The sequence below is a fragment of the Pseudomonas sp. YA1 genome (assembly GCF_058680555.1).
Genome location: NZ_JBZWBG010000010.1, coordinates 1 through 12,403, shown reverse-complemented (window position 1 = coordinate 12,403; position 12,403 = coordinate 1). Strand labels below are relative to the sequence as shown.

At 64.8% G+C, this 12,403-nt stretch carries 13 protein-coding genes and 1 pseudogene; 5 read left to right on the top strand and 9 right to left on the bottom strand.

Features of this window, described 5'->3' with window-relative positions; all coding sequences use genetic code 11:
• Positions 1-276 precede the first annotated feature (276 nt).
• Positions 277-564: a hypothetical protein gene (locus AC4OR5_RS15445; RefSeq protein ID WP_058160628.1), complete on the bottom strand. Its 288-nt coding sequence runs from the start codon at positions 562-564 to the stop codon at positions 277-279.
• Positions 565-729: 165 nt separating this feature from the next.
• On the opposite strand from AC4OR5_RS15445, the gene AC4OR5_RS15440 reads away from it, so the two are divergent.
• Positions 730-1,116, top strand: a complete 387-nt coding sequence (locus tag AC4OR5_RS15440) for a hypothetical protein (RefSeq protein WP_003115740.1) — start codon at positions 730-732, stop codon at positions 1,114-1,116.
• 13 nt (positions 1,117-1,129) lie between these two features.
• Here the strand turns inward: AC4OR5_RS15440 and AC4OR5_RS15435 are convergent, their stop codons facing one another.
• The 8 genes from AC4OR5_RS15435 to AC4OR5_RS15400 all read right to left on the bottom strand — a co-directional run bounded on the left by AC4OR5_RS15435 (position 1,130) and on the right by AC4OR5_RS15400 (position 9,292).
• The gene (locus tag AC4OR5_RS15435) at positions 1,130-1,753 is read right to left on the bottom strand and encodes a glutathione S-transferase family protein (protein WP_058160626.1); all 624 of its coding nucleotides are present in this window, start codon (positions 1,751-1,753) and stop codon (positions 1,130-1,132) included.
• 88 nt (positions 1,754-1,841) lie between these two features.
• Entirely contained in the window at positions 1,842-2,231 is a 390-nt protein-coding gene (locus AC4OR5_RS15430; RefSeq protein ID WP_003088144.1) for a hypothetical protein, read from the bottom strand.
• On the bottom strand, positions 2,228-2,965 hold the full coding sequence (locus AC4OR5_RS15425) for a hypothetical protein (RefSeq protein ID WP_004349323.1): 738 nt from the start codon (positions 2,963-2,965) through the stop codon (positions 2,228-2,230). The genes AC4OR5_RS15430 and AC4OR5_RS15425 overlap by 4 nt, the downstream gene beginning before the upstream one ends.
• Positions 2,962-5,391 (bottom strand): penicillin acylase family protein, encoded by a 2,430-nt coding sequence (locus AC4OR5_RS15420; RefSeq protein WP_058160623.1) that lies wholly within the window; start codon positions 5,389-5,391, stop codon positions 2,962-2,964. Before AC4OR5_RS15420 ends, AC4OR5_RS15425 begins: the two co-directional genes overlap by 4 nt.
• A gap of 25 nt (positions 5,392-5,416) precedes the next feature.
• Entirely contained in the window at positions 5,417-6,040 is a 624-nt protein-coding gene (locus AC4OR5_RS15415) for a 2OG-Fe(II) oxygenase (RefSeq protein ID WP_009314568.1), read from the bottom strand.
• A gap of 16 nt (positions 6,041-6,056) precedes the next feature.
• The gene (locus AC4OR5_RS15410) at positions 6,057-7,331 is read right to left on the bottom strand and encodes a fatty acid desaturase (RefSeq protein ID WP_003102695.1); all 1,275 of its coding nucleotides are present in this window, start codon (positions 7,329-7,331) and stop codon (positions 6,057-6,059) included.
• A gap of 18 nt (positions 7,332-7,349) precedes the next feature.
• Entirely contained in the window at positions 7,350-8,519 is a 1,170-nt protein-coding gene (locus AC4OR5_RS15405) for a hypothetical protein (RefSeq protein WP_058160622.1), read from the bottom strand.
• A gap of 5 nt (positions 8,520-8,524) precedes the next feature.
• A complete protein-coding gene (locus tag AC4OR5_RS15400) occupies positions 8,525-9,292 on the bottom strand; it encodes a sterol desaturase family protein (protein WP_058160620.1) in 768 nt (255 codons plus the stop codon).
• A gap of 761 nt (positions 9,293-10,053) precedes the next feature.
• Here AC4OR5_RS15400 and qscR point away from each other — a divergent pair.
• The 4 genes and pseudogenes from qscR to AC4OR5_RS15380 form a co-directional block, all read left to right on the top strand.
• On the top strand, positions 10,054-10,767 hold the full coding sequence (gene qscR / locus AC4OR5_RS15395; protein ID WP_003118960.1) for a quorum-sensing transcriptional repressor QscR: 714 nt from the start codon (positions 10,054-10,056) through the stop codon (positions 10,765-10,767).
• Between the two features lie 481 nt (positions 10,768-11,248).
• Entirely contained in the window at positions 11,249-11,737 is a 489-nt protein-coding gene (phzA, locus tag AC4OR5_RS15390) for a phenazine biosynthesis protein PhzA (RefSeq protein WP_009877875.1), read from the top strand.
• Between the two features lie 35 nt (positions 11,738-11,772).
• Positions 11,773-12,261 carry a phenazine biosynthesis protein PhzB gene (gene phzB, locus AC4OR5_RS15385; protein WP_003115119.1) on the top strand — a complete coding sequence of 163 codons (489 nt, stop codon included), beginning with the start codon at positions 11,773-11,775 and terminating at the stop codon, positions 12,259-12,261.
• A gap of 23 nt (positions 12,262-12,284) precedes the next feature.
• Positions 12,285-12,403: pseudogene (locus AC4OR5_RS15380) on the top strand (phospho-2-dehydro-3-deoxyheptonate aldolase); the annotation flags it as partial.

The window sequence follows — 12,403 nt, the reverse complement described above, 5'->3', positions numbered from 1 at the left end:
CCCGTGTCGCCGGCCGGGTGCTGTCATGGGGGATGGGAGAGCGCAGGCGGAGAAGTCGTCCCGCGAAAGGCTGGGGAGGCGTGTGTCAGGGTCCCCTGGAAGCGGGCCTGGGATATCCCGGAAAGGCTCGTCGTGGGGCGAACTGTCGAAGACGTTGACATGCTGAACCACCACTTCCGTGTCTGTTCTGCAACTGTCTATAGACCGCCGGGGGATGGGTGTCAAAGTGCCACTTCGCAGCCTTCCGCATGGTGGATGGCTGCGAAGGAGAGTCGATCAGGCCAGTTGCGCCGGGTCGAGCATGTCGCTCTCGAAGGTCATCCAGCCGCCTTTCTCGCTGGCCGCGCCGTCGAGGATCGGGCCGTAGTAGGTGAGGCCGATGGTCAGGCTGAAGCAGATGTGGGTAGCGTTCTCCGGGGCGTCCAGCTGGCCTTCGAAGTGCAGCTTGAGCACGCCCGGCTCGACGCTTTCCAGGCCGATGGCGACGTTCGGGTTGTCCACGGCCTCGCTTTCGCGGCCGCGTTGCTCGGCGCTGACGGTGAGGGTCACGGTGTCTCGGTACATGTCTTGCTCCAGTTGGCGTGGGGCCGGCGTCGCCAGCGCGGCGGACAGACTACTGGCAGACGCGCCGGCTGGCCAGTGCTGGCTGCGGCAGGCGCCGCGCGGGGCCTGGGAATCATTCGCCGGCGGCGCAGTCCAACTGCGCATCACCAACCGACCCCCGAGGGGATGATGAAGCTACCCGTGCTCGCTGTATTGGGCGCCGCGCTGCTGTTGAGCGCCTGCGCGAAGAAGGAGGCCGAGGCCTGTGCCTCGCCGGACGTGAAGGACCAACTGATGCGGATCTTCCTCCAGGGCGCGATCACCGAGCGCTCGCCGGAGTTCAAGGACAGCGCGCTGCGCGACGTGGCGATCCTCGAGAAGGATCCCGACAGCGGCGTGCTGTCCTGCGTCGGCACCCTCAGCGTGCCGGCCGGCCAGCAGGTGGTCGAGGGCGTCCTGCAATATCGCATCGCCCCGGTGGCCAAGTCCGACTACGACTACCTGCTGCTGGATACCGCCGGCGCCAACACCACCGCCCTGGCGCAGCGCCTGAACAAGGCGCTCGGCCAGTGATCGCGCGCCTCGCTCAGGGTACGCCGTTGCGGCCGTGGGCGAGGAAGCCGGGACGGGCGCCGAGGCGCTCGTAATAGGCGCGCACCGCTGGCAGCGACGGATGCTCGAACGGCGTCTCGTACCAGCGGTTGACCGACAGGCCGATGGCGATGTCGGCCAGGCTGAAGGTCTCGCCGGCGACATAGGCGCCGGTGCGTAGCAGTTGTCCCTCGAGGATTTCCATGAAGCCCGTCCAGCCGCGCAGCGAAGCCTCCACCTGGGCCGCGTCGCGGTGCGCCGGCGACTGCCGGACCAGGCTCATGAAGGCATAGCTCCACGAGCGGTTGAGGTCGGAGGCCTGCCAGTCCAGCCACTGGTCGACCCGCGCGCGCGGCGCCGCCTGCTGCGGATAGAAACGTTCGCCGGCATAGCGGTTGGCCAGGTAGCGGATGATGCTGTTGGATTCCCAGAGCACCAGTTCGCCGTCGCGCAGCACCGGCACCATGGCGTTCGGGTTGAGGGCGAGGAATTCCGCCGCGTGGGTGTCGCGGAAGCCGCTGCCCCAGTCTTCGCGGCGGTAGGGCAGGTCCAGTTCGGCGCAGGTCCAGAGCACCTTGCGCACGTTGATCGAAGAGGCCTTTCCGAGAATCTCCAGCATGGCGATGGCGCGTCCTTGGGCGGATAGGAAGGCTCCGAGTATACGGGCCGATCCCGCCGACGGGGAACGGCTCGAGCGGGGGCGCCGGCTAGGCGCCGCTGGCTTGCCGGCGACCCGGGCGGCGGCGCGCCCAGAGGGCGAAGTAGAGCCAGCCGATGACGAACGATGGCGCCACGCTCGCCAATGGATGCGGCGTGCCCGAGAGCCAGTGCAGCGCGGCCATCGGCGCGGTCAGCAGGAGCACCACCAGCAGGGGCGCCTGGCGTTGCGCAAGGCCGTGGCGGCGGCCGAGACATTGCAACAGGTACAGGCCGAAGCGCGTCGCCAGGAGACTCGCGGCGCCCTGGAGCAGGGCGGCGACGCCCATCCCGGCCAGGCCGCCGTCCTGGTTGGCATAGGCCGCCCAGGCGCCGTAGAGCACCGCGGCCGGCAGCGCCGCCAGCCACGGGTCGTCGGAGCGCTGCGCGAGTCCGCTCACCGGATGATCCTCTGCTGCACGTAGGGTTCGGCACCGGGCGCGAGGCGGACCATGCAGAGGATCTGGTCGCTGCTGCCGACGTGGGCGACGAAGTGGTCGTTGGTCCTGGCGTGGCTGGACATCGCCATGCGCGGGAAGAAATCCGGGGCGACGCTGCGTTGCCCGCCGGGTATCAGGCCGGTTTCCGCATCCAGGCGCAGGTTGGCGGACAGCGTGCCGACCACGTCGAGGGCCAGGTCGACCATGTCCGGGCTCTGGCGCGGCGCTTCCAGGTCCGGGTACAGCGTCGCTCCCGGGATCCGCGCGCTGAGGGCGCGGAACATGTTGTAGACCACCGGGTTGTAGGTCTTCGCCACGATCAGCGGCGGCAGCCCGCCGTTGCGCTCGCTGACCTGGCGCAGGAAGAACTGGTTGATCCGCTTGAACAGGCTGGTGCGGTGGTAGCGGTCGACCACCATCGCCGTCCACAGGTAGAGGAAGCGCGTCGCGCCGCGGACGAAGTCCTTCGCGCCCAGGATGCCGATGATCCGTTCGCCCTCCGGGTCGGTCGCCAATACCAGGTGGTCGTAGGTCTCGAAGATATCCGGCTGGTTGCCGAAGTATTGCAGCACGTCGAACTGCGGCATTCCCTCTTGCAGGTCGGCGACTATCTTGCGTTTGAAGCCCTCGGGGAATTGCCGTTCGCGGCTGGAGTAGTCGAGGTCGAAGGCGTTTTTCTGCGGATCGCTGGTCATGGTCGTGGCTCGCCGGAGGAAGAGGCTGAAGGGCGCAGGACCAACTGGCGGTCCGTCGCGTCGGGGGCGTCGTCGGCGATACGGATGTACGCGCCGCGGGCCCAGAGTTCGTTGAGGTCGGTGGCGCCGTCGAACGGCAGGCCGGAGTTGCGGGTGGACAGCGCGTAGCGCGAGTTGTCGAAGTCCGCCAGGTCGATGACCATCCGCAGGGTCGCGGCGATCCGGGTGTTGAACGGGTTGGCCGGGTCGCTGTAGTCGAAGCGCCCGACGTTGACGCTGAAGTTGTCGCCGCCCTTGTTGTTCTTCAGGTCGAACAGCGTGCGCAACGGGGTCTTGTGGAAGGGCACGTGCTCGGCGAGGGCGGCGTGCGCCTCGCCCCACTTCCAGCCGTCCGGCGCGCTTCCGTGGGCGGCTCGCAGTTCGTCGAGGGCGCTGCGCAGCGACTGGTTCAGCTTGAGGTCGCAGCCTTGTTCCTGGCCGCACCAGAAGCGCAGGTCGGCCTGGCCGTCGAGGATCAGCCGGAGGAATCCGTCGTAGTTGCGCTGGTTCCAGCCGCTGGCCAGCAACTGCGTGCCGATCCTCGGTTGCAGCAGCTCGCGGGTGAAGGCGCGTACCCAGTAGCCGGCGACCAGTGGCGCGGCCAGCTCGGCGGCGGCCTGGTGGTTCCAGCCCTGGAGCAGGGCGAAGGCCTCGCTGGCGCGCAGTTCGGGGTCGCTGACCTGCTCCAGCATCTTCGGCAACAGGCTCGCCATCACGCTGGAGAACTCGTCGTTCTGCAACTCCAGGCTGTCTTCCAGGGTGCGCTGGCCGGGGCCGCCGAGCCACTCGCGGATGCGGTCGTAGCGGTAGGGCAGGACCCAGTCGTGGCCGAAGTCGAAGGCATTGTCGGGCGGCACGATGCGCTGGTTCGCCGTGGCGATGAACCCTTCGCGCGGGTTGAGGCTGCGTGGCTTGGCGCTTTCCGGAACGTAGCCGACCCAGTCGTAGCGGCTCTCCCAGCCGGGCGAGGGGGCCAGGCCATGGAGGTCGTCGTCGGCGCCGCGGAGCGGTACGCGACCGGCGGAGACGTAGCCGATGTTGCCCTCGACGTCGGCATAGACCATGTTCTGCGGCGGTACGCCGAAGTCGGCGGCGGCGTCGAGGAACTGTTCCCAGCCTTCGGCCCGGTTGATCGCCAGCAGGCTCGGGAAGGTCTTGTCGTGACGGTCGAGGCCGGTCCAGGCGAGGGCGATCACCAGCCGGTCGTGCTGCGCCTGCGGCAGCCGCGCCGGTTCGTAGATGTCGCTGATCACCGGGCCGTGGCGGGTGCTGCGGACCTCCAGCGAGACCGTCTCGCCGTCGCGCACGGCGATGCGTTCCAGGCGCGTCTCGAAGGGCCGGTAGCCGTCCGGGGTCAGGTAGCGCCGCGGGTCCTGGGGATCGACGCGCTCCAGGTAGGCGTCCTGGATGTGCGAGCCGGTATTGGTGTAGCCCCAGGCGATGCGCTGGTTATGGCCGATGACGAACAGCGGGGCGCCGGCGAAGTTGGCGCCGGTGAGGCTCAGGCCGGGGATCTTCAGGCTGGCCAGGTAGAAGGCCGCCGGGTTGGTCAGGCGCAGGTGCGGATCGTTGGCCAGCAGCGGCTTGCCGGTGGCGCTGCGGCTGGCGGAGACCACCCAGTTGTTCGAACCGATGCCCTCGACGTTGGAACCGGGCAGTTGCCCCAGCAGCTTGCCGGCGTCCGGCGTGCCGCGCAGGGAGCGGTACAGGCTGGCGTAGTCGCGGGTGGCCGGCGGCCGCTCGCCCGGATAGGGGGCGAACACCTCGTTGATCCGCGCCAGGTCCAGGTGCTCGGCCAGCGCCAGGCGCTGCAACTGCATGCCCAGGTTGGCGCTCAGGGTCCAGGAATAGAGCAGGTGCAGGGACAGGCTGTCCACCGGCCCCCAGGGCCCCGGCCGCTCGTGGCGCACCAGGCTGAATTCCAGCGGCAGCGCCGCCGGGGCCAGCTCCAGGTAGGCGTTGATCCCGTCGCTGTAGCGTTGCAGCAGGACGCGCGTGGGCGCGTCCAGGTTGGCGTAGATGCCTTCGGCGGTGCGTCGGAAGCCCAGGGTGCGGGCGAACCTGTCCATCGGCAGGGTCTTGGCGCCGAACACTTCGGAGAGCGTCCCGCCGGCATAGCGGCGGGCGAACTCCATCTGCCACAGGCGATCTCTGGCGTGGCTGTAGCCGAGCAGGAAATAGCCGTCCTCCAGGCTCTGCGCGCGGATATGCGGGACGCCGGCGGCGTCCCAGGCGATCCGCCCCTCGTGTTCCAGGCCATGGCCGACCTGGATCTCGCCGTACTTGAAGCCCAGCGGGACGGCCAGCAGGTAGACCGCGCAGGCCAGTAGCCCCAGCAGCAGGCCGCCGAGGGACAGGCGCCAGGCGTAACGTGCGTTCTTCGACATCGCTTCGAGTCTCCACGCCGACGGGTCAATAGACCCGACGGTTCCGGTCCGCATGGCGACTGACGAAGAACACCAGCGAGACGCGCTCGCCGGCGGTCACCCGCTGGACCTCGTGGGGATAGCTGCAATCGCTGATGATCACCGAGCGCGGCTCCGGCTTGATGTCGTTGCGCAGGTTGCCATCGCGGTCGTAGACCACGAACTGGCCGCCGGCGAAGTAGGTGCCGAGCTGCAGGACGATGGAGTACTGGTAGTCCGGGTTGCTGTCGGTATCCAGGTGCCGGCCGATGAACGAGCCGGCCTTCATCCGGTTCACCTGCATGCGCCGCACGTAGAAGGCGTCGTCGCCCATCAGCTTGCGGAACAGGCTCATCACGTTGTCGTTGCAGACGCGCGGGATGATCAGCTCCGACAGCGCATGGTTGACCACCGTGGGACGGTCGCGGTCGGTCATGAAACGGGCCACGTAGAGGTCGTTCTCCTCGTCGGCGTCGCCGATCAGGATCTTCTCCCACGGCAGGGTCGAGTTGGCCAGGACCTGGTTCATCAGTTCCCAGTCCTGCTCGTCGTAGAGCGCGTCGCTGGGGGTGATATAGGCGCAGCCGTTGGCTGCCAGGCTCTGGGTGATCTGGGCAATCTGAGTATTCATGGGGTTTCCTGTGTGATCAGGCGGTAGCCTGGGATGCGGGTTGGTTGGTGTGGGGCTGGTTGGCGGCATCGGTCTCCGGAGCGAGCCGGGCATGGTTCTCGCGGTACCAGTCGACGATTCCGAACGGGTCCGACTGGCCGCGGCAGAGGTGGTCGCGCAGGATCAGGAAGTTCTCCCACATGCCCCAGGTCTCGGTCATCGGGCCGAACTTCGAGGGGCGCGCCTCGTTGGCCGCGCGCTCCGGCGCGATGCGCCAGAAGTTCACCCCCGGCTTGCGGTGGTGGAAGTCGTGGCTGGGCAGGTCCTGCATGAAGGAGAACACCCGCAGCGGGATGTCGATCAGCAGCACGCCCAGGCTCCAGCGAACGAACGCCAGGGCGAAGGCCAGGCCCTGCTTGTCGGCCGGGTAGGGGCGGCCGAGGAAGCGTCCCCAGCTCAGCGAGCCGTAGTGCAGGAAGCGCGGCAGGCCGTGCTCGTTGCGGGCGAACCAGAGGTGCTCGGAGACGTGCTGGATCCACGACGAGTACTGGGTGAGGATGAAGATCGGGAACAGGTAGAACAGCGCGAACGCCTCCAGGTAGCCGCTGGCGTACACCAGGCCGAGCAGCGCGGCCCAGTAGAGCGCCCGGCTGACGCGCTCGTGGCGCGGGGCGGAGACGAAGCTGACGTCGAAGCGGAACTTCAGGTGCTCGAGGATCCGCGCCGGATGGAAGGGCGCGAGCACCAGGCGGGTCCAGAAGGCGCTCTCGGACATGCCCTTGTAGAAGCCGTGCTGCTTCATGAAGACCAGGTCGACGTCGTGCTCGGTATTGAAGGTGCGCACGCTGTGGTGTTCGTTCACGTGCAGCTTCACGTACTCGTCGCGCGGGGTGTGCAGGATCGGGATCGACAGGATCCACTTGCAGGTGAAGCGGGCCAGCGCCTTGTTCTCCAGGCTGGCGCCATGGGTGGTGTAGTGGAAGGTATGGAGGAAGCCGCGCTGGCGGTTGACCACCAGGCACATGATCAGCGCGCCCAGCAGGCACTTCAGCCACAGCGGCTGCTGCGAGGCGAGCAGTTGCTGGCCGTAGATCACCGCGAGGAAGAACACCGCGTAGCCCCAACTGATGTGCAGGTAGAGCTGCCAGGGCTTGAGCAGGGTGTCTTTCGGCCGTCGCGGCGGGCGGTCGTTCAGCGACTTGCCGGTGACCCAGGTCCAGAACGGCTGGCAGGGCAGATCCTTGTAGGTACGGCGCACGTCGATGCCGTATCCGTACTTGGAGTATCGGGTCTTGAACAGTTCATCTTGCATGGCGCAGGCGCTCCCTGGTTACAGGTAGTCGGTTCGGATGTAGAGCGTCGGGACGGTCGCGAAGAACGAGTAGAACGGCTCCATCCGGTAGTGATCGACGGCCAGCACGACGAAGTTGTCGAAGCGCTCGCCGAAGAGTTTTCCCATCAATGCGTACTCGGCGGCCTGGGAGACGAAGCTGGCCCAGATCTGCTCGCGCGACTGGCTGGCGAACCATTTCTCGTAGAGCGGCAGGCGCGACAGGAAGATCGATTCCAGGGCCGGGTAGTCCAGCCCGGTCTGGCCGTAGTCGCCCTGTTCCAGGCGCTGGACGATCTCGCCGTGGGCCCGGTGCCAGCCGTCCTCGCCGCCGCACATCTCGAAGAACGAGCAGGTCGCGGCCGGGCAGGGCAGGGCCCCGGCGATCCGCTCGAGCTGGCGCTCGACCTTGCCGAGGAAACCCTCGCGGGTCTCGCCGGTGGCGGGGTTGCGGTTGAACGACAGGTATTCGAACTCGCCGCCGAGGATCGCGTGGCGGATCTCCACCTGGCGCGCCCTGGCCAGCTCCGCCACCGCCTGCCCGGCGCTGACCAGCTTGGCGCCGGCCAGGCCGGGCTGGTCGCCGACTCGCTCGAAGGTGTAGCGCGGTTTGCCCTCGGCATCGCTGGAGTGCGAGTAGTCCGGGCATACCGCGCTCACCAGGTGCAACGGACGGCCTTCGCCAGCGGCGCGCTCCAGCGCCTCCACCAGGCCGCGCAGGGCCCGCTCGCTGGGCGGCATGACGTTGCCGGCGGCCAGCCAGCGCTCGATGTCGCGGGCGTGGCAGTCGAGCTGCGGGATGTCCGGATGCTTGAGTTCCAGCTCGCTCTTGGCGTTGACCGCATCGGCCAGGAGCAGGGTGGTCAGGGACGGGATGCGTCCCTTGCTCTTGAAACGGTGGATGTTGGTGACCACCGAGTTGCCCTGGCGCAGCTTGAAGTCGAATTCCTGGTGGCGCGACTGGAGGATCAGGTAGAACAGGTAGTTGCTGAACGGCAGCTCGCGCGCGCCGTGGGAGATGCGCAGCTCCAGATACCTGCGTTTCAGTTCGCCGAGGCGCGTTTCCAGTTGCGCATAGGTATGGTCGGGGACCACTTCGGCGAGGGGGAGGCCATACGAGATGGATTTCAATATGTTCCGGCTGAGACGGGAATCGATGTCTGGAATCATGGCGTTCACCTGACGTCGGGCTTGACCAGGACGGGGGCGGGCTGGGTTTTTCCGGGAAGGCTGTGCACGTCGCGGAACAGCAGCATGTCGACGAACTGCTGCTCCTTGTCACCGGCGAAGCCCTGCGGCTCGTCGATGCGGCGGGGGTTCTCGTAGGTGCCGAACAACATGTCCCAGATCGGGAAGTCGCTGTAGTTGCACTCGTGGCGGTCGCGCTGGTGGTGGATGCGGTGCATCTCCGGGCGCTGGAACAGGTAGCCGAGGATGTGCGGGGTGCGCAGGTTCGAGTGGTAGAACATCTCGCCGAGCGCGGCGAACATGATGTAGTAGGCGCCGGCCTCGATGCTGATGCCCATCACCACGTAGGCGACGAAGCTGCCCAGCAGCGAGTTGAAGACCATCTCGGTCGGATGCTTGTAGAAGGAGGTGAATACCTCGATGCGTTGCGGCGCGTGGTGCAACTGGTGGAACAGCCGCCAGAGCGTGTCGTTGGCGTGGCGCGCGCGATGCCACCAGTAAGTGACGAAGGTGTTGACGAAGTAGGCGGCGAAGCCGGCCAGCAGCGGTGGCAGGGCATCCGAGGTGTGCAGCAGGCTGTGCCCCATCATCCATTTGTTCCAGGTGATGCCGGCGAGCAGGGCGATCGACACCTGGACGATGTTGAGGAAGATCACCCGGGCCACCCAGGTGCTCACCTTGGGCAATTTCCAGCCGGGAACCAACTGTTCCAGCATGAAGATGAATAGCGCCACTCCGATCAAGTAATAAATCATATTTATCTCCTCTTCCTTAGGGGCGGACGCCATGCGGAACTTTCATCGATACGAAAGGCCAGCGTCCTGTTTATTGTCTGAAGCACTTCTCGGCAGGCTGCGGTTATCGCTTCGCTATATTCGGAAGGCGATCTCGGTCAGGCGTGGATAGCTTGTCCATGGTCGAATGGAGCGCTCTTTTTAATTGCCTCAGAATGCGCTTCGTGAAAATCGGCACGGACAATGAAATGCCTGGTCGAATTAAATTGTCACAGCCCGGCAGGGACAACCTGCCCTTCCGGGCAGGTATCTGCGGAGAGATAGGGGGGGAAGTATGTAGTTGCCATTTCTGGTCCCCGGGGAGCCTCGTCGACGAGGCCCGCCATGGGCCAAGGTTTGTTGTCGGGAGGCCCTCCCGACGACGATGGAGCGTGCGAGAAGAACAATGAGAAAGACCGCCGTGAGGCCCATCGGAGAGCCGTTCTACGGTTTCCGCAAAGATCCGGGGCGCCGTCCCCTCCAGCACAGCGCAGTTCCTGCGCGGCGCCTCGTGTCCGTGCTCATCGAGAAATTCTCTTCAGCCTCGTTTCGTCGTCGCCCGGCGGGCGGCGAATGGGCTCGACCTCGTCCGGAACTCCCGCACAGGGCCGGCGGCGATATGTACTTCCAGGTCCGGCTTGATAAAGGGAATTGTCATGAGTGGATAAGACGGAAACAAAAAAGAATAAAAACGCTGAAGAACCGAATCCTGCCGGGATCGATTGTTGACTGGTGAAGCTGGCATGCATGATGAGAGAGAGGGATATCTCGAGATTTTGTCAAGAATAACAACCGAGGAAGAGTTCTTCTCCCTGGTTCTCGAGATATGCGGTAATTATGGATTCGAATTCTTTTCATTCGGTGCGCGGGCGCCTTTCCCGCTGACCGCGCCTAAATATCATTTCTTGTCCAATTACCCAGGGGAATGGAAAAGCAGATATATCTCCGAAGACTACACATCCATCGACCCGATCGTGCGCCATGGTCTCCTGGAATACACCCCGCTGATCTGGAATGGCGAAGACTTCCAGGAGAACCGTTTCTTCTGGGAGGAAGCGCTGCATCACGGCATCCGTCACGGCTGGTCGATCCCGGTCCGCGGCAAGTACGGGCTGATCAGCATGCTGTCCCTGGTGCGTTCCAGCGAGAGCATCGCCGCCACGGAAATCCTGGAGAAGGAATCCTTCCTGCTCTGGATCACCAGCATGCTGCAGGCTACCTTCGGCGACCTGCTGGCGCCGCGCATCGTCCCGGAAAGCAATGTGCGCCTGACCGCCAGGGAAACCGAGATGCTCAAGTGGACCGCGGTGGGCAAGACCTACGGCGAGATCGGCCTGATCCTGTCGATCGACCAGCGCACGGTGAAATTCCATATCGTCAATGCGATGCGCAAGCTAAACTCCAGCAACAAGGCGGAGGCCACCATGAAGGCCTACGCCATCGGCCTGCTCAACTGAATCGACGCCTCGTCGCCTAGCGAGGCCGCCACGCAAGCGTCCGGCCATTCACCGAATGGCCGGATAGCGTTTGCGCCGGTCGCCTGAGCGCAGCCTTCCCACCGGCAGCGTTTCCCCGCTGCCCCCTTCGCCATTGCGCCCGTCCTCCTGTTGTCCGGCACGCTAGTGCAACTTTCCGGGCGCTTGGCAAACCGGCCAAAGAATAGAACGGAATCGATGCCCCACACCTGTAATTTTTAAGGGGTTATGGCTATTGCAAAAAAGCGTTTATAAGTTTGTCCCCTGTCAAATCTGGTTACAACTGGGTTTCAGGCGAAACATTCGGTCATGGCAATTCGGCATTAGTTGAAACTTTGGAGACGCTCCGAAGCGGGCAACTTTTGCCCGGAAAAAGCTTCACGGCAATTTCTCCGGCCTGTCATCCCGATGTCTTCTTTCCGGTATGGATGCCAGTCGATTCGAACTGGCGGAGATTCGCACCATGCGAGAGTACCAACGGTTGAAAGGGTTTACCGACAACCTGGAATTGCGTCGGCGCAACCGTGCCACGGTCGAGCACTACATGCGCATGAAGGGGGCCGAACGGTTGCAGCGGCACAGCCTGTTCGTCGAGGACGGCTGCGCCGGCAACTGGACCACGGAAAGCGGCGAACCCCTGGTTTTCCGGGGCCATGAGAGCCTCAGGCGGCTCGCCGAGTGGCTCGAGCGCTGCTTCCCCGACTGGGAGTGGCACAACGTGCGGATCTTCGAGACCGAGGATCCGAACCACCTCTGGGTCGAGTGCGACGGGCGCGGCAAGGCGCTGGTCCCGGGGTATCCGCAGGGCTATTGCGAGAACCACTACATCCATTCCTTCGAACTCGAGAACGGCCGGATAAAACGCAATCGCGAGTTCATGAACCCGATGCAGAAATTGCGTGCATTGGGAATAGCCGTTCCGCAAATAAAACGTGACGGCATTCCCACCTGATTAATGATTATTCCAATTCAAGAGGAGATATGACGATGCTCGATAATGCTATTCCCCAAGGTTTCGAAGACGCCGTGGAGTTGCGCAGGAAGAATCGCGAGACGGTGGTCAAGTATATGAACACCAAAGGCCAGGATCGCCTGCGCCGCCATGAACTTTTCGTCGAGGACGGCTGTGGCGGTTTATGGACCACCGATACCGGTTCGCCCATCGTCATTCGTGGCAAGGACAAGCTGGCCGAGCACGCGGTGTGGTCGCTGAAATGCTTCCCGGATTGGGAGTGGTACAACATCAAGGTCTTCGAGACCGACGATCCCAACCACTTCTGGGTCGAGTGCGACGGCCACGGCAAGATCCTCTTCCCCGGGTATCCCGAGGGTTACTACGAGAACCACTTCCTGCATTCCTTCGAGCTGGACGACGGCAAGATCAAGCGCAACCGCGAATTCATGAACGTCTTCCAGCAATTGCGCGCCCTGAGCATTCCGGTCCCGCAGATCAAACGCGAAGGCATTCCCACCTGAGGCCATCCTGGAAGGGGTGAACTATGGACGATCTATTGCAACGCGTACGGCGCTGCGAAGCGCTGCAGCAACCCGAATGGGGCGATCCGTCGCGCCTGCGCGACGTGCAGGCGTACCTGCGCGGCAGTCCGGCGCTGATCCG